This is a genomic window from Pseudomonas sp. CCI3.1, from assembly GCF_034313985.1.
In the GTDB taxonomy this organism is placed as follows: domain Bacteria; phylum Pseudomonadota; class Gammaproteobacteria; order Pseudomonadales; family Pseudomonadaceae; genus Aquipseudomonas; species Aquipseudomonas psychrophila.
On record NZ_JAVIWO010000001.1, the window covers coordinates 4,546,298 to 4,572,158 of the forward strand.

General features: G+C 50.5%; 23 protein-coding genes and 1 riboswitch. Of the genes, 13 read left to right on the top strand and 10 right to left on the bottom strand.

The genetic code is table 11. The features are described from left to right. Positions 1–178: 178 nt before the first annotated feature. Positions 179–2,911: a cation-transporting P-type ATPase gene (locus RGV06_RS20885; RefSeq protein ID WP_095025396.1), complete on the top strand. Its 2,733-nt coding sequence runs from the start codon at positions 179–181 to the stop codon at positions 2,909–2,911. Between the two features lie 67 nt (positions 2,912–2,978). Next, the gene (locus RGV06_RS20890) at positions 2,979–3,413 is read left to right on the top strand and encodes a universal stress protein (protein ID WP_095019788.1); all 435 of its coding nucleotides are present in this window, start codon (positions 2,979–2,981) and stop codon (positions 3,411–3,413) included. A gap of 216 nt (positions 3,414–3,629) precedes the next feature. Here RGV06_RS20890 and ppa read toward each other — a convergent pair whose 3' ends face one another. The 3 genes from ppa to chrA form a co-directional block, all read right to left on the bottom strand. Beyond that, positions 3,630–4,160, bottom strand: coding sequence for an inorganic diphosphatase (gene ppa / locus RGV06_RS20895; protein WP_322151149.1), 531 nt, complete (start codon positions 4,158–4,160; stop codon positions 3,630–3,632). Between the two features lie 165 nt (positions 4,161–4,325). After that, positions 4,326–4,709 carry a fluoride efflux transporter CrcB gene (gene crcB, locus RGV06_RS20905; RefSeq protein WP_019822688.1) on the bottom strand — a complete coding sequence of 128 codons (384 nt, stop codon included), beginning with the start codon at positions 4,707–4,709 and terminating at the stop codon, positions 4,326–4,328. 137 nt (positions 4,710–4,846) lie between these two features. After that, a riboswitch (Fluoride riboswitch) is annotated at positions 4,847–4,907 on the bottom strand. 72 nt (positions 4,908–4,979) lie between these two features. Further along, complete coding sequence (chrA, locus tag RGV06_RS20910) at positions 4,980–6,173, bottom strand: chromate efflux transporter (RefSeq protein WP_095023405.1); 1,194 nt, start codon at positions 6,171–6,173, stop codon at positions 4,980–4,982. 686 nt (positions 6,174–6,859) lie between these two features. On the opposite strand from chrA, the gene RGV06_RS20915 reads away from it, so the two are divergent. The 3 genes from RGV06_RS20915 (at position 6,860) to RGV06_RS20930 (ending at position 10,070) form a co-directional block, all read left to right on the top strand. Continuing rightward, on the top strand, positions 6,860–7,225 hold the full coding sequence (locus RGV06_RS20915) for a histone-like nucleoid-structuring protein, MvaT/MvaU family (RefSeq protein WP_095019784.1): 366 nt from the start codon (positions 6,860–6,862) through the stop codon (positions 7,223–7,225). 590 nt (positions 7,226–7,815) lie between these two features. Then, positions 7,816–8,217, top strand: coding sequence for a hypothetical protein (locus RGV06_RS20925; protein ID WP_322151154.1), 402 nt, complete (start codon positions 7,816–7,818; stop codon positions 8,215–8,217). Positions 8,218–8,405: 188 nt separating this feature from the next. Next, positions 8,406–10,070: a BCCT family transporter gene (locus RGV06_RS20930; RefSeq protein WP_095023404.1), complete on the top strand. Its 1,665-nt coding sequence runs from the start codon at positions 8,406–8,408 to the stop codon at positions 10,068–10,070. A gap of 90 nt (positions 10,071–10,160) precedes the next feature. On the opposite strand, the gene RGV06_RS20935 is transcribed toward RGV06_RS20930, so the two are convergent. Together RGV06_RS20935 and RGV06_RS20940 are read right to left on the bottom strand one after the other, a co-directional pair. Next, positions 10,161–10,883: a 3'-5' exonuclease gene (locus RGV06_RS20935; protein ID WP_095019783.1), complete on the bottom strand. Its 723-nt coding sequence runs from the start codon at positions 10,881–10,883 to the stop codon at positions 10,161–10,163. A 2-nt stretch (positions 10,884–10,885) separates the two neighbouring features. After that, complete coding sequence (locus RGV06_RS20940) at positions 10,886–12,760, bottom strand: DUF294 nucleotidyltransferase-like domain-containing protein (RefSeq protein ID WP_037031797.1); 1,875 nt, start codon at positions 12,758–12,760, stop codon at positions 10,886–10,888. A gap of 472 nt (positions 12,761–13,232) precedes the next feature. Between RGV06_RS20940 and RGV06_RS20945 the strand changes: the two genes are divergently transcribed. From RGV06_RS20945 to RGV06_RS20965, 5 genes are all read left to right on the top strand, one after another. After that, positions 13,233–13,667, top strand: coding sequence for a YeeE/YedE family protein (locus RGV06_RS20945; protein WP_322151157.1), 435 nt, complete (start codon positions 13,233–13,235; stop codon positions 13,665–13,667). Positions 13,668–13,669: 2 nt separating this feature from the next. Next, on the top strand, positions 13,670–14,092 hold the full coding sequence (locus tag RGV06_RS20950) for a DUF6691 family protein (protein WP_095023402.1): 423 nt from the start codon (positions 13,670–13,672) through the stop codon (positions 14,090–14,092). Between the two features lie 800 nt (positions 14,093–14,892). Beyond that, positions 14,893–16,425 carry a diguanylate cyclase gene (locus RGV06_RS20955; RefSeq protein ID WP_322151159.1) on the top strand — a complete coding sequence of 511 codons (1,533 nt, stop codon included), beginning with the start codon at positions 14,893–14,895 and terminating at the stop codon, positions 16,423–16,425. A gap of 288 nt (positions 16,426–16,713) precedes the next feature. Further along, complete coding sequence (locus RGV06_RS20960; RefSeq protein WP_095023400.1) at positions 16,714–18,279, top strand: methyl-accepting chemotaxis protein; 1,566 nt, start codon at positions 16,714–16,716, stop codon at positions 18,277–18,279. A 369-nt stretch (positions 18,280–18,648) separates the two neighbouring features. Beyond that, positions 18,649–18,858: a hypothetical protein gene (locus RGV06_RS20965; protein ID WP_048350899.1), complete on the top strand. Its 210-nt coding sequence runs from the start codon at positions 18,649–18,651 to the stop codon at positions 18,856–18,858. 72 nt (positions 18,859–18,930) lie between these two features. On the opposite strand, the gene RGV06_RS20970 is transcribed toward RGV06_RS20965, so the two are convergent. The 5 genes from RGV06_RS20970 to RGV06_RS20990 form a co-directional block, all read right to left on the bottom strand. Continuing rightward, positions 18,931–19,269 carry a hypothetical protein gene (locus tag RGV06_RS20970; RefSeq protein WP_322151161.1) on the bottom strand — a complete coding sequence of 113 codons (339 nt, stop codon included), beginning with the start codon at positions 19,267–19,269 and terminating at the stop codon, positions 18,931–18,933. An 82-nt stretch (positions 19,270–19,351) separates the two neighbouring features. Continuing rightward, a complete protein-coding gene (locus RGV06_RS20975; protein ID WP_322151937.1) occupies positions 19,352–19,804 on the bottom strand; it encodes a 3'-5' exonuclease in 453 nt (150 codons plus the stop codon). 203 nt (positions 19,805–20,007) lie between these two features. Beyond that, a complete protein-coding gene (locus tag RGV06_RS20980) occupies positions 20,008–21,654 on the bottom strand; it encodes a hypothetical protein (protein WP_322151162.1) in 1,647 nt (548 codons plus the stop codon). 335 nt (positions 21,655–21,989) lie between these two features. Beyond that, a complete protein-coding gene (locus RGV06_RS20985; protein ID WP_322151164.1) occupies positions 21,990–22,859 on the bottom strand; it encodes an ImmA/IrrE family metallo-endopeptidase in 870 nt (289 codons plus the stop codon). Between the two features lie 14 nt (positions 22,860–22,873). Continuing rightward, positions 22,874–23,245 carry a helix-turn-helix domain-containing protein gene (locus tag RGV06_RS20990; protein ID WP_322151165.1) on the bottom strand — a complete coding sequence of 124 codons (372 nt, stop codon included), beginning with the start codon at positions 23,243–23,245 and terminating at the stop codon, positions 22,874–22,876. A gap of 202 nt (positions 23,246–23,447) precedes the next feature. Between RGV06_RS20990 and RGV06_RS20995 the strand changes: the two genes are divergently transcribed. The 3 genes from RGV06_RS20995 to RGV06_RS21005 are packed head-to-tail and all read left to right on the top strand — an operon-like array spanning position 23,448 to position 25,799. Continuing rightward, the gene (locus RGV06_RS20995) at positions 23,448–24,197 is read left to right on the top strand and encodes a multiubiquitin domain-containing protein (protein ID WP_322151167.1); all 750 of its coding nucleotides are present in this window, start codon (positions 23,448–23,450) and stop codon (positions 24,195–24,197) included. Then, on the top strand, positions 24,172–25,359 hold the full coding sequence (locus RGV06_RS21000; protein WP_322151169.1) for a ThiF family adenylyltransferase: 1,188 nt from the start codon (positions 24,172–24,174) through the stop codon (positions 25,357–25,359). The genes RGV06_RS20995 and RGV06_RS21000 overlap by 26 nt, the downstream gene beginning before the upstream one ends. Continuing rightward, positions 25,356–25,799, top strand: coding sequence for a DUF6527 family protein (locus tag RGV06_RS21005; protein WP_322151171.1), 444 nt, complete (start codon positions 25,356–25,358; stop codon positions 25,797–25,799). Before RGV06_RS21000 ends, RGV06_RS21005 begins: the two co-directional genes overlap by 4 nt. Positions 25,800–25,861: the final 62 nt, after the last annotated feature.

Below are 25,861 nucleotides of genomic sequence, written 5' to 3' on the forward strand. Positions count from 1 at the left end.
TTGATCTACATCAGTAATTGCCAGCCGGTTGATTGCGTTACATCTATAGTTCCTGTCAGCTAGAAGGAACTATAGGATGTAAGACCGAAAATAATGTTTTCAGCCTTATATTCCCACGCTCGCTCATGATCACCTCAGCCCGTCTCACTTGAGCTGTGTGCACAGGAGATACTCATTGATGAAGCAGGTGGTCGACGCATCAACGGGGCAAACACCAATCCCTCCGCATTCCGTGGCCTGGCACTCCCTACCTGCAGAGCAGGTGACAAACCTGCTTGAGGTCAATGAGCATGTCGGGCTGGAGGCCGCCGAAGTTCAAGCCCGGCTTGACCGCACTGGTTTCAATCGTTTGCCAGAAGCCGCACGGCGACCCGCCTGGCTGCGATTCATGCTGCAATTTCACAACATTCTGATTTATGTGCTTCTAGGATCCGCTGCGATTACCGCGATGCTGCAGCATCTGTGGGATACGGTGGTGATTCTGGCGGTGGTCATTGCAAACGCAATCATTGGCTACGTCCAGGAAGGCAAAGCGGAAAAAGCCATGGACGCTATCCGGCAGATGCTGGCACCGCACGCCGCCGTGATTCGCGCAGGCCAACGCTTAAGTATTGTGGGCGAGGAGCTAGTACCGGGCGATATCGTATTGCTGGAGGCGGGAGACAAAGTCCCTGCTGATCTACGTCTGCTGCACGTGAACAGACTACAAATTCAAGAAGCAATTCTCACAGGTGAGTCCGTACCCGCAGAAAAGCATACCGAACCAGTGGGCCTTAAAGCCGCTCTGGGTGATCGTACCTGCATGGCGTTCAGCGGTACGCTCGTGACATGCGGACAAGCTACAGGGGTTGTAGTTGCTACCGCAGCTGCAGCTGAGATCGGCCGCATCAGTACGCTAATTGCTGGAGTAGAAACGCTGACAACTCCGCTGGTGCAGCAAATGAACGTCTTTGCACGTTGGCTGACGATCTTGATCTTGCTAGTCGGTGGACTTCTGCTCGTGTTCGGCCATTATGTCGCGCACTACGAGTTCACAGAGATTTTCATGATCGTAGTCGGGATGTCAGTAGCGGCGATACCTGAAGGATTGCCCGCCGTCCTTACCATCACGTTGGCTGTCGGAGTTCGCGCAATGGCTCGCCGCAACGCTATCGTGCGTCGCCTGCCTGCCATCGAAACACTAGGCTCGGTATCCGTCATCTGCACTGACAAAACTGGAACACTGACCCGCAACGAAATGATGGTCGCATCGGTCGTCACGAACGATCTTCTCTTCACGGTCGATGGCGCAGGTTATCAGCCAGCGGGAGGCTTCAGGATTGCCGATCAGCTGATCGAGATATCGTCTCACCCTGCGCTCTCAGAATTGGGGCGAGCAGCAGGTCTCTGCAACGATGCCGTGCTGCGCCAGAATAAAGACTTATGGACGGTTGAAGGCGATCCGATGGAGGGAGCCTTGCTAGCGTTTTCCGGAAAAACCGGAATAGATAGCGATGAAGATCATCGTACCTGGCCACGAAGCGATGCCATTCCGTTTGACGCGAAACACCGTTTTATGGCGACCCTCCATCACAACCATAATCGCCATGCTTCTATCTATGTAAAAGGTGCGCCAGAGCAAATACTGGCCATGAGCACGCGGCAGTTCGTAACCGATGGCGTGACTGAGCCCCTTAACGCGGACTACTGGTACGAACAGGCAAACACCATCGCCGCAAAAGGGCAGCGTGTATTGGCGTTTGCAGCTAGGTCAGTTCAGCCAGAGCACACTGTGTTGGAGTTTGGGGACGTGCAAGGGAAGTTAACCTTGTTGGGCATGGTCGGGCTAATTGATCCGCCTAGACCCGAGACGATAAAGGCAGTTCAACAATGCCAGGCAGCGGGAATTGTTGTAAAAATGATCACTGGCGATCATGGCGGCACCGCCGCCGCAATCGGTCGTCAGATTGGCTTGCATAATCCCGACAAGGTGCTGACTGGTGTAGACCTGGACTCCATGAACGATGCCGCCCTCAAGGAGGCGGTAAAGGAAGTCAATATCTTTGCTCGTACCAGCCCTGAACATAAACTCAGGTTGGTCATGCTGCTGCAGTCGAATGGCATGACAGTGGCAATGACGGGCGATGGCGTTAATGACGCACCAGCGCTAAAGCGTGCCGATGCTGGCATCGCTATGGGGGGAAAAGGTAGTGACGCCGCCAAGGAAGCTGCCGACTTGGTGCTGGCTGATGACAACTTCGCGTCCATCGTTGCTGCAGTGCGCGAGGGGCGTACAGTCTACGACAATATTAAGAAAGTCCTGAGCTGGACGCTTCCCACAAGCGCAGGTGAAGCCATGACCATCATCGTGGCCCTGCTCCTCGGCCTTACACTGCCGGTGACGCCGATACAGATTCTGTGGATTAATCTTATAACCGCAGTAACGCTCGGCATAGCGTTGGCATTCGAGCCCACCGAAGATAACACCATGCGCAGACCGCCTCGTTCGCGCAAAGAGCCATTGATAAGCGGTGCTTTAGTCTGGCATATGGTGCTTGTTTCTATTCTGTTCCTCTGTGGTGTTTACGGCATTTTTTCGTATGCGCTCGACCGTGGCTACTCCGTGGAGTTGGCCCGAACCATCGCGGTGAATACGCTAGTCGTGATGGAAATTTTCCATCTGTTCTTTATTCGTAATCTCTACAGCACATCGCTCACCTGGAAGGGCATTCGTGGCACCAAGGTCGTGTGGATGACCGTCGCAGTGGTTACCTTGGCCCAGTTCGCCATCACCTACGCGCCACCTCTGCAAAAGGTGTTTGCCACAGAAGCGATCCCCTTCCTTGATGGCCTACTTATCATCGGGGTCGGTGTTGCGCTCTTTGCGATCATCGAGATTGAAAAACAGATTCGAATCCGCCTGTCCGAGTAGAACTGATTGCAAGCTGGCAATCCCCTAACGACAAGCATCTTCATGCCACTGAAAGAGGATTTAGAAAATGCATAAAATACTTGTAGCTGTCGATGGCTCCGAGCACTCGGAGCGCGCAGTGCGTTACCTTATTGGGCTAATCCAAGATGGCGGATTACTGGGCGGTAGTGTTGAGGTACATCTGGTGAATGTACAGCCACTGTTACCAACTCGAATTGCACACGACATGAGAGCGGATGAGATTGATCGTTACTACGGTGATAAAAGTGCTGAGAGCTCACAAAAAGCTGGGGTGCTTCTGAAGCAGGAAGGGGTTGCATTTACACTTCACACCTTACAAGGCGATGCAGCAAGCCAAATCGTGGCGTGCTCACACTCTTTAGGATGTAACAACATCATCCTAGGCTCACATGGCAACGGCTTTCTTGCAGGGATTTTTCTGGGCTCTGTCGCGGCAAAGGTGATTCAGCTCTCAGATATACCAATCACCTTAGTCAAATAGGAAATCGTCAAATGCATGCTAGCGCGACCCCATAAGTGGGTTATCAAAGGCCGATATTCTGGAATGACTTTGATTGAGTTGAGTCATGCGCAGCATAGCCATCCACTTTTCTATGCGTGTGGTTCCCTCGACATTTGATGTGCCGAGCGACTGAGAGGCAAATCACTTGCCCCTCAGTTCTGACTCCCGGCTGATGCTTTCAATTTGGAGTGAAACCTACTTGGGAATATACGCAGCTACCGACTTGCGAATCTCTTCCCGCGCCTCATCCGCGCTCCCCCAACGCCCCATCTTCACCCACTTACCCGGCTCCAATGCTTTGTAGTTTTCAAAGAAATGCTGGATCTGTGCGAGGAGTAGCGCAGGGAGGTCTGAGCACTCCTTTACGTCGCTGTACATCGAGCTGAGTTTTTCATGAGGCACAGCGATCACCTTGGCATCCGCTCCGGCTTCGTCAGTCATGTACATCACACCCACCGGGCGACTGCGGATGACAACTCCAGGTGAGACGGGATAAGGGCAAACCACCAGGACGTCAAGAGGATCTCCGTCATCGCTCAACGTATTTGGAATGAACCCGTAGTTGGCCGGATAGAACATCGGTGTGCTTAGGAAGCGGTCAACGAAGATCTGTCTGCTCTGCTTGTCGACCTCGTACTTGATCGGCGAGTGGTTTGCAGGGATCTCAATAACTGTGAAGAAGTCATCGGGGATCGCGTTACCAGCAGGAATGTCCGCGTAGCTCATGTTCATACCTCCGATGTTGTAGAAGTGGTTGCGTCGGACGGATCTCTCCCAAGTGGGCTCATTTCTTTTGGCAAATCGACTATCCATTCGCCTAACATCATTCTCTGATAGCGACGGTTACGTTGAGTAAAGAAAACGACCATAAAGCCTTTCATGTCTATCTCCTCAGCGAGTACCAATCACTTGGTATGAAAGAAGCCCTGCAGCGGTCATCGCCAGCGAACCAACCACGTGCAACGAAATTGAGCCAAGCGCCCAGAGCAGTTTTCCCTCCTGAATCAAGGTGACTGTTTCGGCTGAAAATGTAGAAAAAGTGGTAAGACCACCACAAAATCCGGTGATGATCAGGAGGCGCCATTCAGGGCTGAGCGAAGGCGATGCAGCCAAGAAGGCGATGGTCAGCCCTATGAGATAACCCCCGACCATGTTCGCGACTACAGTCCCGGGAGGAATCGTAGGAAATAGAGCGTTCAGCTTTATACCCAAAAGCCAGCGTAACCAAGCACCAACTGAGGCGCCGATGGCAATGACGATCAATGATTTCAGCATGACGAGCACTCCTTACCAAACCTGGAGGGCCAAGCATGCAGAGGGACAGCGCTGTAAGATGGGCGAAGCACGAAAAGTAAGATCATATCCTGTCCTAAATTAGGGACAGGGAGCGACACCTACGCACCCTGTCTAGGGTTCACGTAGGCATCATCAGCACAAGGCGGTTAAAGGAGGAATGCCATCTCCTGATAAGATCCTATAGCATCCGCGCTACTGACATCAATAACCTCCTATACAGATCAAGATACCTTTGGCTGATGCTTGCTTTCAAAGTACACCGCTGAGCCACCATCCAAGCATTCCACTGCCCAAGACGACTACCCATGGGGGAACCCTCCAAAACATTAGGGCGACAAGGGCTATCAGCGCCAAACCGAAGTCTTGAGGTTTCAAAATTGCACTCGTCCAGACTGGGTTATATAAGGCCGCCAAGAGTAGCCCTACTACTCCCGCATTAATTCCTGCAAGGGCCGATTGGGTGCGAAAACTATGTCGTAGTTGCTCCCAGAATGGCAGCACGCCGATTACGAGTAGGAATGAAGGTGCGAAGATAGCGACCAGGCATACCGTAGCTCCGATCCAACCAGAGGGTTGGGCGTTCATGGACGCTCCGAGAAATGCTGCGAAGGTAAAGAGCGGGCCCGGTACGGCCTGTGCTAAGCCATACCCAGCAATGAATGTGTCGTTGGTTACCCATCCGTTGAATACGGTCGCAGACTGAAGTAACGGTAGTACAACATGCCCCCCTCCAAAAACTAATGACCCTGCTCGGAAAAAGGCATTCGTCATAGCTAGTGCTTCAGAGGGCCAAACCTGGATCAAAAATGGTAGGCCTACCAATAAGCCAAAGAATACCACCAACGATACCAGACCTACTTTTCGGCTAACTGATATTGGAAGGGGCTCAGCAGTATGCTGTTGAGCAGGCTTGAAAAGCATCAGACCGATGACAGCACTGCAGATAATCACGGCGATCTGCCCCCAGGCATTTGGCCAGATGAGTGCTGCGCAAGCTGCAAACACAGCGATGGTTACCCTGGGTACATCAGTACAAATATTGCGCGCCATTCCCCAGACGGCTTGAGCAACAACAGCAACCGCGACGATCTTAAGTCCGTGCAAAAGACCGCTTGGGAATGCATTTCCCCACGCGGACATCCCTTGCGCAAACAAAACGAGGATTATTGCCGATGGCAGTGTAAACCCAGCCCACGCGGCAACTGCTCCAGAGAAACCAGCACGCGATAGCCCCAAACCTATGCCTACCTGGCTACTGGCAGGCCCTGGCAGAAACTGGCACAGGGCGACCAAATCGATATAACTGCGCTCACTGAGCCATTGGCGCCGAACAACAAACTCTTCGCGGAAGTAACCTAGGTGTGCAATTGGCCCTCCGAAGGAGATGAATCCCAAGCGCAAGAACACCAGAAAAACCGTCCACGGGGTATGGGCTGTAATCATCTTGGTACTACTTTCAGCTGACAAGATTCATGCTCCCAAAAATAGCGGCTGTACTGACCAATTAACACTGTGGCTACGCTCTACAATCCAATATGCCTGTTTTAGGAGGCGCTTACATCGATTTACACACACCGACGACTTTGGGCAGAGGCAGGGCGATGGTTACCTTAGTCAGCAGGTCAATCCGCAAGAAGCCGTTGAAGTAGCCCGAGGCGTGACTGGACATTCAGTGGATTTAAAAGGCCTGCTTGGGCTGGGCCCGGTGTCCGATCTACATACCCAAATCTGCCTCAAGACGGGAACCCTTCAAATTGGTCGGCAATGTCCCGACGGGCATGATTTTCAGTATCTCGCTAGTGAGATACTCGGCGTGAGCGGAGTAAGTCGCGATTCGCCCTTGCTCAACCGACCTATAAAGCACAGCCGCGTCTGCAGCTGCTGGGTAAATCTCAGAATACTCAGCACATCATCCTGAATAACCCCTAGTTTCATAGACACATCCATGCCACAAAGATGTTGACCTCAATACTTCGCTTTTGACAGGGAACGAATAAAATTAGAGTGTGAGCCCAGACTCCACAGTGCGCGCCTTCGTGATCGTTACTCATGGATCTTATACCTAAACGATTGGCGGAAAACTCCAAAGTTGGTGTATTGTTATGGGACTAACTACGTAGAGATTAAACATGTCAAAACTTGCTGAATTTCGCCAACTCGAAAAACACCTTGCCGAACAACTCGAGGCTCTCGAAACACTGAAAGGCGATGCTGGCCTCAAAAAGGAAATAGAGTTTGAGTCGAAGCTGCGCGCTCTGCTTGCTGAATACGGTTACAGCCTGTCTAACATCATCAACTTGTTGGATCCTCAGACTGGCCGCAGCACTCCAGTAGTGAAATCCAAAGCTGGCACTCGTAAACCACGTCAGGTGAAGGTCTACAAAAATCCGTACACTGGCGAGGTCATCGAAACCAAAGGTGGGAATCACAAAGGTCTGAAGGAGTGGAAGGCAGAACACGGCTCAGATACCGTTGAGTCCTGGCTGACCAAGTGATTTTGGTTTGAGTACAAAAGGGCCGTTCGAGGGCCCTTTTGGTATGTTATTTGAGATAGGTGGTTGATCTTCTCGGCGGAGAATTCAAGCATCTCCAGAGGCTCTTGAGTAACTCCTATCTGACGCTGAAATCTGTGCGTTTTTGGCCATAGAAGCTTAGTGTTAGCCAACTCCCCCAGATTACGACCCATCCTGACCGCCCCTGCTGAGTATCAAAACAATAACCTGATAAACAAGGACGGTTTTCCCCGTCGTATTAGCGACATCGACTTTAAAAACAGCCCCCCCCAGTTCATAGTTCCGTGCGTGGATGAGTGTTTGTATTACTTAAGCTGAGAGCTAGAGAATATCCCTAGGCACGACCGGAGCCACAAGCGTTTAATCGCACCGACGGGGCGAGTTGGCAAAGAGACCGGCAACACCTTTGCCGACACTAGTCAGTTCGACAGGATCACCCAGCGCATCAATGGTGACCAGAATGGAGTGGCCGATCGGCAGGCGCTGTATGCCCAAGCGCTCAAGGTGTTGGCGTGATGGAGGATACGGTGTTGGGTGCTGCTGATCATCCTTGCCCTGATGGTGGGTAGCGCGTGAACTGCATGGCCGTGGCAGGCCACGCCTACGATGAGCAATTGGTCGCCAAGGAAGCTGCCCACCAAACCAAGTTCACCCTTCTGACCAATGCCAGCCCCACGCGGGTTCTGGCAGAGCAGGGCAAGCTCCTTACCCTAGAGCAATTGCTGGCAGCCAGTGACCGATCCTATTGCCGAACTCTGACCTATGCAAAAACCAAACAATCACGCTTGGGTGATCGCTTGCTACTGCCGGCCTGCGGCTGTAAGTCCAACTCGACGGAGCTACGAATGGTTGTGACGCAGTGCAACCTACCACCGGTGCCGGCGGCATGGCTTATGGTGCCCTTAGAACCCAACTTGTTCCAGCGCATGCCCAACGAATTATCGGAGTCTACGGTGACGGCGATCAGGGACTAATCGCGTTGCAAGCCTGCCAAGGCTACGCGAGAGAAGTCTCTGGTAAGAAGTTAAAAGAGCTGAGGTTTTAGAAATTTTGTTCCCAAAGCTTGCTAGGATAGCTTGGCTAAAATCTCGTTTTACCATAGGAACAGCGGGGATAATGATAATTACACGTTTTATGACGTGAATCTCAAAAGGGGAATCTTATGGTTGGAAAGCCTACGGATGATAGTCCAAACACACCTTCTCAACCCAGTGAAGGCATTCCTGCTCCTACTGGAGCGGCCAATCTTATCGATACTGACTATGTCATTGGTCAAGACAACATCAAGGGAGAGTTTTCGTTCTCACTCGATATCCACGGTAAAGTTTTCATCATTTCAGCAGCTACCATTTTACTATTCGTGATTTTGACGCTGGCATTGCAGAATGAAGTAGAACCCCTTTTTAGCTCCATTCGAAACTGGCTAACCAGCCATCTAGCCTGGCTCTTCATGAGCATTGCGAACGTTTTTGTCTTGCTATGCATTGCACTTATTTTCTCTCCGCTGGGCAAGGTTCGTTTGGGCGGTAGAGATGCCAAACCAGACCATAGTTACGTCGGTTGGTTTTCAATGCTTTTTGCTGCGGGGATGGGCATTGGGTTGATGTTTTATGGGGTAGCCGAACCCATGTCGCATTACGCTGCTTCAATGGGAGGTGTGACAGTCGATGCGAGCGGTTTACGCACGGATTGGGCGCCCCTAGGAGGTGCCGAAGGTGATATGAAGGCATCTGCTGACTTGGCGATGGCGGCTACAATCTTTCACTGGGGACTCCATCCTTGGGCTATATACGCGATTGTGGCGCTGTCTTTAGCGTTGTTTTCTTATAACAAAGGCTTGCCACTTTCAATACGCTCAATTTTTTATCCACTATTGGGTGAGCGTGTCTGGGGATGGCCGGGACATATCATCGATATACTAGCGGTATTTGCCACGCTATTTGGTTTGGCGACCTCTTTAGGGATTGGCGCAGAACAGGCTGCCGCAGGGATTGAATATCTCTTCGGAATTCAATCGACGAATCTGAGCAAGGTTGTACTGATCGTTGGGATCACCATAATCGCTCTTTGGTCAGTCCTTTCCGGCTTGGACAAGGGCGTCAAAATGCTTTCCCAGATCAATATGGGGCTTGCGCTGCTCTTGTTGGTGTTCGTAATCATTGTGGGGCCGACCCTGGCTATTTTCACTGGATTCTTTAAAAATCTGGTGACTTATGTTGAATATTTGCCTGCGCTCTCAAACCCATTTGGACGTACTGATATCGAGTTCACTCAAGGCTGGACTGCCTTCTACTGGGCTTGGTGGATCAGTTGGTCACCATTTGTAGGCATGTTTATCGCTCGCGTCAGTCGTGGTCGAACTGTCAGAGAGTTTCTGATCTCTGTTCTACTTGTGCCTTCAGTAGTTTCTGTATTATGGATGACTACGTTTGGCGGTACGGCAATTGACCAAGTGACCACTCAAAGCCTTATGGGAGTCAAGGACGCGGTCTTAGAGCTGAAGTTGTTCGCCATGCTGGGAGAGCTCCCCCTCAAGGAGATCAGCTCATTCCTAGGTATTATTCTGGTCATAGTGTTCTTTATTACTTCCTCTGACTCCGGCTCATTGGTGATCGATACCATCACAGCTGGAGGCAAGGTTGACGCGCCTGTTCCTCAACGGGTGTTCTGGGCGGTAATCGAAGGCGTGATTGCGATTGCTCTGCTATTGGGGGGCGGTCTGGTGGCACTGCAGGCAATGGCAGTATCCACGGGATTACCTTTCGCAATAGTTCTAATGATAGGGTGTATCTCTCTAGTGAAAGGACTAATGTCTGAGCCTCGCTAGTCAGTATGAGCTAGGCTATAGGTAAGATTGATCTCAAGCTTCAAGGTGTAACATATCTATCTGCTTGCACCTTGAAGCTATTAACTTGGTTCAATTCCATAACTCACCGACAGGTGTGAGTGGCGAGTAGTGAGTTGCTATCTGCGCCTGCAACAACTCGGCAGTCGCGAGAGCATCGGTTAATGCATGATGTGCGTGATAAGCCGGCAGGTTCAACCTAGAGCGACTGTCTGCCAGCCGTATGGACTGTTGCTTGCGTCCAATCAGTCGGCCGAACCAGCTAATTTTTTGCCTATGGAAGTGTGCCTCTAACTGCATCGTATCGATGACTGGAAACTTAAGGCCTTCACCTAAATACCTACGCACTGCCTGATCCAAGAAAGCGCGCTCAATATTCCGGTAATGGACGACAATCACTCTGCCCGCCATGGCTTCAAGCAAAGGATCAAGCACCTGCGCAAACACGGGGGCATCTAAAATTTCGGCATGGGTTATGTGATGAAAGGTCACTGACTTTTCATTCAGTTCGGACGATGGTTTTATCACCCAGTAGAGTGAATTCCCGCAACAAATACGATTAAGCGTGAACGGCATAACACCAATACTCACGATGCTGTGGGACTGTGAGTCAAGGCCGGTAGTCTCTACGTCCATGGCCAGCAGTTGAACGCTCTCAATGGGTGCCAGCGCTGAAACCGCGCCAGCTTGATAGAACTTTCGTAATAGAGGATTAACCGAAATCTTCGCCAATGTCTCGAACTCGGCAGACCAGTCCAGCACTCTATTTTTAGGCTGCTTTTTTAGGTTTTTCATCGCTAAAAGCGGCCCTTTGAAGGATATCGGAATCGCAAGAAATTTTGGCCATTGCTCAACACCTGAAACGCTTCTTTGAGGTTATGTCGTTCACTGCTAGAAAAGCGCTCGGGCTCAATGTAGTTATTGAGTGATGCCCCCTGTTCAAGTGCGTCCGCCTGGTGTCGAATACGCACCATCGACAGGAACTCTAGTGCGTACCGAAGTTGCTTTAATGCTTCTGGAGGAATGACTTTACTGCGGGCTATAGCATCCATGCGATCAAATGAGTTCTGAGCGGTACTGCCACATGCTAGCGCATGAATCCGGATAAGGTCGGTCAGCGGTGCCGTGCCACGCCCTTTAAGGTTGATGATCCTTTTTTGCTGTCCGTCAGTCTCGACGACAAAAGTACGGAAGAATCCTAATGGCGGCGTTCGATTAAGGGCAATACGAGCCATTGCGCTTAGAAATACAGGGTGTGTACTGGCTTTTCGAGCGCACAGGTCTTTAAGCTCTTGTACCAACTCAAGCTTGCCAAAAACCCCATCCAGATCGAAAAAAATACAGCTATTAAGCAACGTAGTTGGATTAGGTTTTTCGATCCACTGATCGAAGTAACTTCGCCATACCTTCAAAGGCTGTCGCCACTGCTCGTTGGTCGCCATGACCCCGCCCTTGCAGTAGCTGTAACCGCACGCGGCCAGTCCATCGCTAACAAACGTTGCCAGGGCTCGGAAGTAAGAGTCGTGTTGGATCGGATCGAAGCTGTCGTCGAGTACTAACGCGTTGTCCTGGTCAGTCACTAACAACTGCTCATCACGCGCCATTGATCCCAAAACCATAAAGCAGTAAGGCACTGGAGGCGGGCCTAACTTTTTCTCGGCCAGCTCAAGCAAACGCTGGGTAAAGGCACGGCCAATACCTGAAATCGCGCTTCCGATCATGTGCGCAGTAGCCCCGTCACGCACCATGCGGATATAGGTTCCTCGCAGGTCACGTAAAAGTGATCTCAGACCTTCAACTGAGGTCTGGTTAGAGATTCTGTTAACCAAGTACAAACTGCTATGCGATTCGTACCTGATGATATCCGACAGGTTTATAAGGCCAATTGGATTACCATCGTGCACAACCGGCAAGTGATGAATATTGCGGCGCAACATCACAAGCATGGCTTCAAACACTGAATCATCGGAGCCAATTACAACCGGATCGACTGTCATAATGTCGCTGGCACGAGTTTCGTCAGCGTTTAGGCCCACTGCAACAAATCGCGTGCGAAGGTCTCTATCTGTGACGATCCCTTCTATTTCAGCTGTCTTTAAACCTGCTGGAGACATGACTAGAACGCAGGATACACTTTGCTCAGTCATGATTTTTGCAGCGCCGCCGACAGAGATATCTGACGTGACCCACACCAAGGGACGTGAGATAAGTGCGCGACATTTGAGCTGAATAAGCTCACTAGCACGCCCCTGAGCTTCAACAGCAGTTTTGAGTCTCGAGTTTCCCTCTGCTTCAACGAAGTCAGCGAAAGCATCATGTTGCGCACAAAGGTCAGCGAAAACGTCGGCAGGGATGTAATAGATCAGGCTATCTTCCAACGCTCGGGCGGGAAAGCGTACCTTGTTGCTACGTAACAGACCTGCCTGACCGAATAGGTCACCTTCGACGAGACGGTCATAGAGCTCACCATTACGCCGGTAAATCTCCACCGCACCACTACGAACATAATGCAGATCCTGAATGGTCGCACCGGCTTCAAGAATGTCACTGCCGGCTTTGAAATAACTCACTTCAATTCGCCGAGCGATGGCGTCTACCGACTCCTTTGGCAGGGCATCAAAAGGAGCGAAACGATAGAGGTGGTCGCTAATCTCCTGTAACTCAATCTGCATGAAACCTCGTGATGCTGGAAAAATAAAAGTCGCGAGCGCCATAGTTGGCGAATGGGAATAGTCTTTCTGTATCGGCCACCACATCACATCCGGTGACTCGGATCAAGCTTCGTGGCTGACTTACGTTATGCGTTGTAACCACTTTGAGTAACTGCGTACGGTAATTTTTGCGATACCCAGAGGGTCAATATTATTCGCCCCGGGTTTCTGAGGTGTTCAGCAATCACTATTCGCCTAGAGATGCCCCTCCTGAAATGCGGCAACCAGCCAAAAGCGGACTGATCGAGCCTTGCCTCATCTTGTGTCCTTTTGAGGCTTCGATATCTCTAGGAGAGCCGGGGCGGATTCAGGGGCTGAAATCCTACACGGGTCTCGACAGGGTCTTTGATCGCCTTTAGGGGGAGCTCAGAATCTCAGGTGACACCTTTGAAATCCATGTCTTTTACCAGCACTTATATGCAGGAGATGCAAAATGAGCATTGATTGGATCAACTTCACGCCTTGGACTTCATTAGCTGGAGGCGCCTTGATAGGGCTGGCTGCTAGCTTGTTTGTTCTCGCGAATGGACGCATCGCCGGCATCAGTGGACTGCTTGGAAGCGTGCTGCGATTCGATAGTGAGGGTTGGAGTGAGAAGGCGTTATTTCTTCTTGGTCTACTGATTTCTCCGTTGTTGTGGAGAGCGTTTACCGTAATGCCAGAGATCGAGATTAAGGCAGGGTGGCCGACGCTGATCATTGCGGGCTTGCTTGTCGGAGTGGGTACTCGTTACGGATCTGGTTGTACAAGCGGCCATGGCGTTTGCGGGATCTCTCGACTCTCAGCACGATCCATCACGGCAACGATGTGCTTTATGTTTGCTGGCTTTGCAACGGTGTACATCATCCGTCATGTGGTGGGAGCATGAAAATGATCAAGTTGACCGCCTTTTTTGCAGGACTGATCTTCGGCCTTGGTCTTCTCCTGGCAGGCATGGCGAATCCCGCCAAAGTATTAGCTTTTCTTGATTTGGCCGGGGCCTGGGATCCATCACTTGCACTGGTGATGGGGGGGGCCATCGCGGTGGCGATTATTCCCTTGAGTTGGGCGCGCAAAAACAAACAATCCTTGTTGGGTGCCCCGATGCAGTTTCCAATGAAAAGGGAGTTGGATTCCCGCTTGATTGGCGGCAGCCTGTTGTTCGGTATAGGTTGGGGGCTTGCGGGGATCTGCCCTGGGCCAGCGTTAACAATTCTGCTTACAGGGCACGGCCAAATCATCATATTCGTATTGGCCATGTTGGCCGGAATGTACTTGTTTAACCTATTAGAACGTAGCGCACGACCCGATTAGGCTGAAACCGTGGACACGATACTGGGAGCACAGTCAGACTCTCAAACCTGCTGACCAGATCGATAACACGTATTTCCGGCCAATGAATATTTGATGTCCGAGCTGAGCGATTCACAAGTCTTCATTTTCGCTGAGCGATTCTTGCTGGCCTGGAACCGAATAAAATTTTAGCTGATGGCGTTTAGCTTTTGATTGAACGATCCGGACTATGCTGCAAATTCCAATACCCAACTCGACCCTCGCGCAGAATCTGACTGCCAAAGCTGACCGATTGAAAAACCAAACAAGCACGCCTTCGTGACCGCTTTGCTGCTGATCTGGGCTGTCAGTCCCGCGCGATGTCAACGCCACAACTGGTTGTGACTGACCACAACTGCGGCGTGGTTTATTGCGCCCATAGAGCCCAACTTGACCGAGCTCGTGCAAGACGAATCGTCGGCGACCATGGGCTGATCGCCCTGAAAACCTACCCAGGAAGTATCGGCAAGTAAAAAAAGGAGTGATCGAATCAACATGTTTTGGATGTGCTATCTTTAGTTTTAAACCGTTTAGTTGATCTAACCAAACAAAGCGCTATAAGGAGCTTGCCCCTTAAGTCTCAGTCTATAGTTCGGGTTTTTGTACTATGATTGCTCTAGGCTAAAGGGTTGGTGGTTGTAGTAAGTCTATTATATTGCTCTGTTTTTAAGGTCTAGTCAGATGCTTTGATTAGCTGATGATCAGGTGTCTAGGTATGTTGAATTATGTCACTAATCTGAATAGTTATCTTAATGGCTGTTGGTCAGTAATGGAGGTTCAGATTGTACCAGCATCGTGCTACCAAAACGAAAGCGGGCTTAGCAGCCATCGCGTTTCTATTGATCACGCTCGTGCCTATGTGGGGCACGCTCCATGCTTGGCTTGATCAAGAGAACGTTTTGGTAGAAAAAGCTGCGGGTAGTGATGCTATGAATCTTGCCGTTGCATTCGATGTGCACGTTCAAAGCGTGGTTCGTTTTATAGATACTTTAACTCAAGATTTGCGTGAGCATGCTGTTAAAGATCGAAATGATTTTGGGCGCATAGTTAAAGAGGAACTTGTACTTTATGGGAGCATGGTTGCTCAAGTTGCGCTGATTTCTCCGGAGGGGATGCTAGTTTATTCGTCGCTAGCCCCAGCCTTGGGTGCGGTAGATCTTAGTGGTCGCGATCATTTTCGCGTGCATCGTGATAATCCATCAATAGATAAGTTGTTTATTAGTAAGCCCGTGTTTGGCCGGGTTTCTGGTGTTTGGTCTATACAGTTCACTCGGCCAATAATTGAAGGTGATAGTTTCTCTGGGGTCGTGGTAGTGTCAATTCCTATGTATTTCTTTTCAGATTTCTATAAAAAAATTAATGTCGGGGCTCATGGTTTGATTGCTCTTGTAGGTATGGATCGTGTTCCTCGTGCAGTAGCGTCAAAGGATAGCGGTACTATTAATGTTGACGAGTTATTGCTTTCGGAAAGTGCGCCATATTTTGGTAAGGAAGCGGTGCCTGAAGGGCTGTATAGAGGAGTTAGTGCATTCGATGGGTCTGAGAGCTTGACCGCATACCGTCGCTTAGAAGACGCTGGTTTGGTTGTTCTTGTTCAGCTTTCACCTGAAGATTATTTGATGTCATCTGGTAAGCGTTATAGAGTGCTAATTTTTTGTGCAAGTGCTGTCACGATATTGCTACTGTCTTTTGCTTTGTTGATATATTCCACCGTGTGGCAGCATTTGAAGGATGCAAAAGCCCTCAAGCAGGCTCACAAAACTCTTCGGGAACTTGTAAATGTTGATATTTTAACTGGCGCACTGAGCAGGAGCCATTTTTTAGAAGTCCTTGAGAAGGAGTTCAGGGATTCAGAATCCTGCGGTACGAAGTTAAGCTTGATATTGATTGATATTGATCATTTCAAGCAGGTAAATGATACGTATGGGCATCCGATTGGAGATATTGTTCTGAAACAGGTGGTTGCTGTGTGTTGCGCCGAACTTCGAGCACATGATAGTTTTGGGCGGTTAGGGGGGGAGGAGTTTGGTGTGATCCTCCCATGTACGGATGGGGCAAGCGCCGTCGGTGTTGCAGAGAAGTTACGGCTGGCGATTGAATGTGCAAAGATTTCAACAAGTAAAGATCTAGTTCGGGTGACTGTTAGCATGGGTGTAGCATTCGCGCTGCCCTCGGGAGATACCCCAAGTAAGTTAGTTGTTAGAGCGGATGATGCGCTTTACTGTGCAAAACAAGCTGGTCGTAATAGGGTCTGTTCTGCTTGTGGTAATGATGACGCTTCGCAGGTTACGACGCTGTCGACAAATGACTCGTAGTGTTTGGCGGTAAGGTAAAGTGGCTTGAATAAAGTAAGCGAAGATTTTATTTATCAAGGAAAGTTTTAGCCTATACGGAACGGCTATTTATTGGAGCTGTTTTATACCTTGGTCGTGTTGAAACGATGGGGCACTCATAGAGTTTGGTGGCAGCTTGTTCGTTGTTGCCAATGGGTCGCATTCCGAGCGCAGACGGATTACTAGGTGCAAAATACCCTATGGTAATACTTATTAAGCTTTTCATATTAGCTGCCGATACCCTTTACACAGGGCAAGGGATCTATCTAAATGAGAAACAATCAACCGGTCACGCAGCGCGAGATTGCCTTGGGAGCGCAACAAAAACTTATTTCTACAACTGATGCACGAGGTGTCATTACGTATTGCAATGATGCTTTTGTCGAGATCAGCGGTTTCAATAAGTCAGATCTTATAGGCGCGCCCCAAAATATCGTCCGACATCCCGATGTCCCCTCTGCCATATTTGCTCATATGTGGGGCGCTCTCAAACAGGGCCAACCTTGGATGGGGATCGTAAAGAACCGAACTAGCAGTGGCGACCATTACTGGGTGAATGCTTATGTCACTCCAATTTTCGAGGGCAGCCAGGTAATTGGTTATGAATCAGTCAGGGTTAAGCCTACGACCGATCAAATTCGACGCGCAGAGAACCTTTACAATCGCCTAAACCTAGGCAAGTCGGCTATCCCCAGCAGTGACAAATGGCAACCTGTCCTCATGGACTGGCTACCACTTTTGGCTATGGGGCTAGTGGGCTCCTTAGGGGGAGTATTTTTCAGTACTTCTCTGGCATTAACCTTGGCGGTATTAATATCTGTTCTCTTCGGGGTGATTGTTTCGCGTCAGAAAAATCAAGGGGCGCTGCATCTGTTGAAAATGGCTGACCCCACAACCTCGGATCAGTTAATTGCACAGATGTATAGCGATGAGCGCGGCCCACAGGCGCGGCTTGAAACCGCATTTGTGAGCCAGACATCGAGGCTCAAGACTTGCCTTACTCGTTTGCAAGACACCGCAGAGCAGCTCACTGGTCTGGCTGAAAGGTCGGATAACCTCGCCTCAGATAGCTCGCGCGGACTTGAACGTCAGCGAGTCGAGACTGAGCAAGTGTCAGCTGCAGTTAGTCAGATGGCTGCGACCACGCAAGAGGTCGCAACCCACGTTCAGAGAACCGCTAGCGCTACTCAAGAAGCCAATGAGCTAACAGGACGGGGCCGTGATGTAGCTCGAGATACCCGAGAGGCCATCCAACGCCTCTCGATCGTTGTCGGAGAGACTGGTCAAGCGGTTGCACAGTTAGCTAAAGACAGCAATGAAATCGGAACGGTTGTCGATGTCATCAAAGGTATTGCCGATCAAACCAACTTGCTTGCTTTGAATGCCGCGATCGAAGCTGCACGTGCTGGAGACATGGGCCGGGGCTTCGCTGTTGTTGCTGACGAGGTGCGTCAGTTGGCACAACGCACCACTCAGTCAACCATCCAAATTCATAGCCTGATCTCCAAGCTTCAAACCTCGTCAAATAGTGCTGTTAAAACCATGGAGAATGGACATCGCCAAGCTGAAGAAGGAGTCGCCTGGGTACTAGAAGCTGACAAGGCACTGGTCGGTATTAGTGATGCGGTAGCTCACATTACTGATATGACCACCCAGATCGCCGCAGCGACTGAAGAGCAAACTGCCGTTGCAGAGGAGATTAGTCGCAACATTACGACCATCGCAAATCTTGCAGATCAAACATCTGAACAAGCAAGAAGCTCGGCAGAGCTCAGCAAAGAATTAACTCAAACAGCGACGACCCAGTACTCATTGGTCGAACGATTCAACCGTTAACAAACGAACCTTCTCGACAAAAGCCCGCTCTGCGCGGGCTCTCAATTGCGCTCTTAGCCTGGCTCTGATCTCAAGGTTTTGCGAGAGCAAATCCAAGGTTTAGAGGGGCTTGTTGATAGCGGTGCCAATCAGCTAACCCTCTCCCATGCTGAGCGCAAAGTGTCCCGGTTTCTGTCAGAAGCATTCGCCCAGTTACCGACGTGACTCGTGCTTACGTGTGGTAAATACCGCGAGCTGACTGGCAGGTTACTGCGCAAGGAAGCATGCAAGTGACCGATAACTGTCTTTGGCCAGCGACAGCTCTGGGTCGAGGCTGACTGTCAGTGGGCAACCGCTATACTGATTTGACTACTGAGAGGGCGGGTATTGATGAAGAGGACAATTCTGGGAATGACTGAGGCTGGCGAGCCGTTGATCTTAGAGGCCTTAGAAGCTCTGCGTCTTTATCGTGAGGCTAAAACTTTAGGCCGCCCACAAGAGGAAATTGATCAACTGAAAATATTGGCTGATTCGCTAGTCCAGACAGTAACCGATTATCAGCTTTTAGCGGCTGGTGCTGACTTCATAACGCTTCACTAGAAAGGATTACACTTGAGAAATGCAGCTTGGAGAGTGTCTAGAAAAGCCGGAGCGATTTATTTGCGTACGGGCTTAGAGCGCGGCTAGTAAACGTTCGAGCTGCTCACGTTCCCAAGCACCCAGTAGGTCGACAGGATCAGCTCCTTCCCGCTGCCAGAGCTCAAGTGTCCCGACTCTGCCATCAGGCGATCTGCAGTACTCGCAGTAGTCCAGGGTGTCACAGTCGTTGAAGAGTGTGAGCTGCCAGCCATCAATCTCCACGGGCATGAGGCCGTGATAGATCTCATTCCATGACTGGATAGCGCTTCTCATCATGATGCGTTTGCCGAGCGCTACGTCAGTCAGCACCTGGGAGACCTCGTTGGCGGGGAGAGGAGAGGTTGTGTTCAAATCATTCTGTGTGCGAGTCATCGCTTGCCCATCGCTAGGCTGTGGTATGAAGTCACGTCAACGGGGAGGTCGATCCTTCGGCCCAATGGGCCCGGCTCATCAATTAGCTAAGCATCTCCTTCACGATGGACGCCACATTTCTAGTACCGTCTATCCCTCGGTGATAGGTACCCAGCCAAATCAGGCCCAACGACTCTACCGTTCGCGTCAGTGATTTCGGTCGATAGTCATATAGGCCGGCATGCCATTTCCTGGCATTGAAATGTGGCAAGCCTTCGAGCAGGGAAGGGCACTCAGCTACGCCTGCATCGCGCTCAAAGTCACCCCAAGATGCCCAAGCCGCGTTTGGATAACTCGCAGCAGATGTTCGTAGCTCTTCGCCAACCTTCTGATGGGTTCGGGCACCGTCGACGTCCGCTGGTTGAATGGACGTAAGCTTCGTGCAGAAATCGGTCAGGGTAGGGTTGATCTGAGGTCGGACGAAACGCTGGAATTCGTCGAGGATTTCAAGCGATTCCAAATCGATTACCACTAGGCCAATCTCAATCGTTTCCATCTTATCGGGGATGACCACGAGCGACCTTGGAGATTCGCTTAACCGATATCAAAATCGGTTTAGCACGCGACACTCATGAAATGGAGTATTTAAATTGCAGAGCCATAAGGTCTTCTGCCCAATGGTTTAAGTTTTTTTTGTTGTATTGTAAAGAAAGTATCGCCGAAGGCGATCTCGGCGATACATGATTAACTAGGATTTTACTATATAATGGTCTCGCCCCAGTATTGGGAATTATATAGGCCCTTCATATTTCGCGTTTCAATGTGCCTCTGGTGGATAGTGTGGTCGGGCAATTCGAAGATTTTCGGAGATTCAACAATTTCGCACTCATTTTTTAGTGTTTCGATAAATTGTTGGATTTTTTCTGGTATCTCCGATAGTGAGTTACATTCTGGCAAAACATTTTTGAGGATATTGCAGTTGATAGGTGTGATGTTATTTTGTTTCAAAAGCTGCCAGCCATGTGTGGTACCGAAACCAGAGTTTGTGAGCACTCCACGCAGGTGGGTAACATTTTCGGGGTGTTGAATTTTTGGGAATGCTTTTTTGTAAATTTGGTTTTTGGATTCCAAGGTTAGATTGTCGAAGCGCAGAGTTTGACTAACGGCCTCTTCAATTCTGCCGTCAAGTCTTCTGGCCATTCTGGCAGACTCAGCGTATAGAGTGGCTTTAGCTTGGATTGTAAGAATAGTGTGAGAGTTTTTGCAGTAGACCAACAAGTCAATCTCGCCGCCTTCAAATTTTTTTTCCAAGCATGTACTCAACCCATTACTTTCAAAGTGCCTCGCAGCCCTCTTCAATAGTTCAGGTTCGAAGAGGTTGGAAATCATGCTGTCAAATTTATATTTCTTTTTCTTGGACTGATCATTTTGAATTGCAATTAGGAGGTTTCTTGCGCCAAGTAAAGTGGGGATTGCTGCGGGTAAGAAATATACATCATCCTCGATGCGCCAAAAAGGCGGGAGGAATTTGTTTGATATTTTGGTGTGTTCACCTTCGGAACAGAAAAAGAATTCTGAGAACTTATCAAAGTCTGAATCCGATACGCTGGACAGCTTTTGAATGTGGTGTTTGATTTCAGAGTATTTCATCTTTTCCATTGCCAAGCCTTGCCAAAGCTTTTTGCCAAGCGGCGTATCGTGCAAAGCGTGGGCCGTTAAATATTTGTCGACGACAATAGATACATCTATGTAGGTCTGGCCTATGCACATAAAGGCAGTTCTGATTTTTTTGAACTCTGCTGGGGAGGAAAAGCCAATGTGCGTGTAGAAAGAATCAGGGATTATGTCGGCCTCAACAAAGGCATCCTGGGCGTTGGAATACATTTTTGAGATGTAGTCAAAATAAGCAGTGGGATTTATCGATCTCTTGGAGTCAAGCCTGTAAAAGATTTTGCTAAATAAGGTTTTTGGGCTTCGCTCAAGTTGGGTTACTGTCGGAAGTGAAAGGTTGGTGAGTATGATATCAGTCAGTTCATGGTCTTCCGCGTCCTGGTCGAAGTAATCAACATAAGACTCGTGTTCGTTTTTTCGCGTAAAGCTGTAAATATCATTATGAATAAATGGGAATACAATATTTAGATTTGCGCATGCGAAAAGATTTTTGAAATCTTCTGGTTTGATTTTGTAGCCTGATTCGGTGCAGGATTCCAATGTTTGGTTGTTGAAATCTTTGACTTTTTCAAGGATGAAGGTGTAGGGGATAAGTGTGCTGTAAGGTATTTCCATATTATCTAGCAGATTGCGCGTTGTAATCTGGCAGAAGTGGTTGTATATGTACGGAAAAGGTAGCTTCAAAATTGGGTTTGCATCAAATAGGTTGTCTACTTCTGGCTCTAGATCTTTCATTCTGTCCCTTGAGGTTTATTTGTGTGGCAATGATATGTGGCTTGCAGAAATATTAGACTTCGCTCGTGGTGATTTGAGGTTGTCATGCATCGTGGATGAGAGCAGGCGTTTTGCTCAGCTAAAGTTTGTCGGTATTTTATCAGGTGAGTGTGGTGCGTTCGATAGCTCGATCTTCGCACTAGCCGATTATCTGTCGCCTTTTTTCAGTCATGTACCAATTCACGGTTTCAATGCATAGCGCTGAAGTCATTGTTCGAAGGTGGTGAACACGGTACACGCCAAAGCGGAGTCTAGAGCAGTTTCCCTCGACACAGTCCACACTTTATGTGCAGGCACTATCGGTACTTCGACCAACCAGGTCGGCCATCAAGCTCCTCCAGCATGTCATCGTCATCATGTCTCGCCCGATAGCCGTTCGATACCGGGCGAGGATCGAACTCTTCAAAATTCAGGATCGATTGAGTCTGCCTGGTCGGCGCGTGGTAGGTCGCTTGTTCGTAGCAGGCGAACCGCCGAGCATCATCGCTGTGGCTCCAATCCGCCCCCTCAATGTCGGCCTCATGAAGGCCACTTATACCGGTCTTGTGTGCGTTGGCTGCGGCTGAATTTTGAGGAAGGGGAATTCCTTTGGTGATCCACACCCTCGCTTCGCGCAAGGCCTTCGATCCAATGGAATATTTCACCACGCCGTCCTCCGCGACGACGAATGCCAAGTGACCTTCTGAGGCTTGTGCAAACTTCGAAGCGATACACGAGCGGGATGCCTGAAAGTGATCAGCCAGTTCGGCAAGGTGCTCCAAGGTGAAGTCCTTTTCCTCCGCAAGCGGTTGGATCATTGCCCAGGGAACCAAGCACTCGGCAGCAAAGATGTCGCACGAAATCTCTTCCTGATGACGCCCCGTGAAGCGTTCGAGCTCATCAGCGGGCACCTTCTCACCATGCTTGGACGGGAGCTCAAGGACATGGTGTGCGATCTCATGGAGGATGGTGAAGCGCTGGCGAACCACGCTGTCCTTTTCGTTGACCCAGATGTGTTTCTGTCCGCGCCTTTCAAAAGTATTACCCGCTTCACCATCGGGAAGCTCCACACGCGAAACCTTGAAGCCCAAGTGAAGCGCCAGTGCCTCTACATCAACGGGTGCTGTGTTGATACCTGTGTCCTTCAACAGTTTCCTGGCCCGTGAGATCACAATGTTTTCGTCCATGAAGACCCTCGTCATTACATTTGCTGGATGAGTTCGATCCGTTTGAGCCATGCTTCTTCAGTGTTCGGACGCTCACCTCTGAAGCTCATCGTTGCTACGTCTTCAAAATCCTCCCATGGGATGTCCGTGCGAGAGACCATCAGGTGATAGAGGGAGTCCTCAACAGTGACCGACTTGGCCAGCAGCTTGAAAACATCGCCCTCTCTGTCATCCAGCTCGAGCGCGTGACTCAGACGCGTGACGACATCCTCTGACGGGGCTGCCCGGTCTCCCTTCTCCAATCTCCAGATATACGCATGATCCAGGTCGCCTGCGCGCTTCTCCAAGTCACGAAAGCTCAGCTCTTTTCGTTCACGCATGGTTGCGATGAACTCAGCCAAATCCATTTTTTTCTCCAACCTCTTGCATTGCCCAAACGGGCGGGAGTAGTCTGTTGCCTAGCCAGACAACAGCTCGCGATTCATACCCATGATAAGCGGCTTTTTTTTGAAGTCCACTGTTGTCTGTCCGGACAACGACCCTCGGGTCGTTTTTTAAGATCGATGGTGTTGTCTGTTCAGGCAACAGTTCGCATACGAGGTTTTTCCCATGACACAGTTGAACGAGTTAGAAATTGAAGACGTGGCAGCCGCCGTCTTGGCGGGCCGCGAAGTACGTGAACATGGCCCTTACAAAATTCAGCTCGGTAACGAGGAGCTGAAGTACCGGCCACTGGTAATCGCTGATCCTGTTCCAACCGGCCAGCAGGTGCTGGAGGTTGCGGAACTCCGCCCGGTCGACGAGTACCTCTTGTTCCAGGTTCTCAGCAACGGCCATTTGGAGCTGCTCAGCCCCAGTGAAACGACTGACCTGCGCCAGGCTGGTATCGAGAAATTCCTGGTGTTTAAGAGCGACCGCTCGTTTCGGTTCTTCATCGACGGGCGCGCCCAGGACTGGGGCGGCCAGCTCATCTCTGGTCGCACTCTGAAGCAGTTGGCCGGCGTGGATGTGCAGAAATACGACATCTTCCTGGTCATCCCGGGTGAGGACGATGAGCTGATCGAAGATCGTGACTTGTTCGACTTGGCGCGCCCTGGTGTCGAGCACTTTGCGGCGGTGGAGATCAACATCAAGGTCTTCGTCAACACGCTGCCCGTGTTCGTCCACGCTCGCAACCTGAGCTACTGGGATGTAGCGCGACTCGCATTTCCCGATGCGGAACCAGGCCCTAACTCTCACTTCACCGTGACTTATGCGAAAGGTCACGAAGGCAACTCGCTCATTAACCTGGTCGCTGGCCAGCACGTTCGTATCAAGAAGGGGATGCACTTCAATGTCACAGCCACTGATAAGTCGTAGTCCCCACCTCCTGCGCTTGCGCAACGAAGGATACAACTTGGACACCAGGGAAAGTTACCTCCTGGTTCGGGACGTGCCCTACGTAAACGCTCAGCGTCAGGTGTGCAAAGGCGTGTTGGTTATGGCGCTCAATCTAACTGCTGATGTTGCGGTCAGTCCGGGCGACCATACGGCACATTTCATCGGTGACTGCCCTTGCGATTCGCAAGGGCGTCCCCTCGAGCAGATCATCAACAGCAGCGGTACGAATCAGTTGATGTCGGATTTGGTCGTGAACCACTTTTTCTCGGCCAAGCCCAAGAGTGGCAACTATGCCGATTACTACGAGAAGGTCTCGATCTACGTTTCGATTTTGAGCGGCCAGGCCGAAGCGGTGGAGAAGGGTGTCACTGCCAAGACCTTCGCGCCGTTCCGGTCTGATGTTGAGGAGACAGTCTTCACTTATACCGACACGGCGTCGACGCGCGCCGGCATCGGAATGTCCACCGAGAAGTTCAAGGGATTGAAGGTGGCAGTGGTGGGCCTTGGCGGTACTGGCGCCTACATCTTGGATCAGGTCGCTAAGACCCCGGTGTCGGAGATCCACCTGTTCGACGGCGACATGCTCCAGCAGCACAATGCTTTTCGCTACCCAGGTGCTGTCTCCTTCACCGACTTGCAGCGGGGAATGAAGAAAGTTGAGTACCTCAAGGAAAAGTACGGCGAGATGCACCGCAACATCACTGCGCATCCTTGCATGATCACTACGGAGAATGTCGCTGATCTGAGTGCCTACGACTACGTGTTCCTCAGTGTCGATAACACTACGGTACGGGACTTGGTGGTCAAAGCGCTTCGGGGTACCCGCACCTCGCTGCTCGATGTCGGCATGGGGGTGCATCTGGTCGGCGATACACAGCAGATCTGGGGAACATGCCGAGTCACGACGCTCACGCCGGAGCATCACGACCACTCTGATCGCACTATGCCGCTGACTGAAAACCCTGCAGAGGACGCCTACCGTTCGAACATTCAGATCGCTGATCTGAATGCGCTCAACGCGGTACTGGCGGTCGGCACCTGGAAGCGGCTCTGTGGTTTCTACGTCGACAACGTCCAGGCCGACCACTTCACCTACTCGACCAACCTCAATGAGATGGGCAATAGCGAGGAGCGTCCATGACTATCAAAGGTCTTACGCCGCAATTCGTTGAGCACTTCCCGGAGAAGTTGGAGCCCGGTCAGCTCTACCTGGCCATGGAGTTCGCAACTGCAGCACACCTGTGTGCCTGTGGTTGCGGCAACAAGGTGATCACACCTTTTTCTCCAACCGACTGGCAGATGTCATTCGATGGTGAAACGGTGTCACTCAAACCGTCCATTGGCAATTGGACATTCCGGTGTCGCTCGCACTATTGGGTACGGTCAGGGCGCATCGAGTGGGCAGGTGATATGTCTCAGGAGGCGATCGACACCGGACGCAAATGGGATGCCCAAGCGAAAGTACGGCAGCAAGCAAACAAACCTAACGGCGATGAGGTACGCCAACCGACTCCAATCGCTCATGAAAAAACCCAAGCACCGTCGTTGCTTGAAAAGCTGAAAAAGTGGTTAGGCTTCTGATGACTAGGCCAAGGATCGGCTCGGCTTACCCCTCAAACGGAGGTTAGATATTGGACATGCAG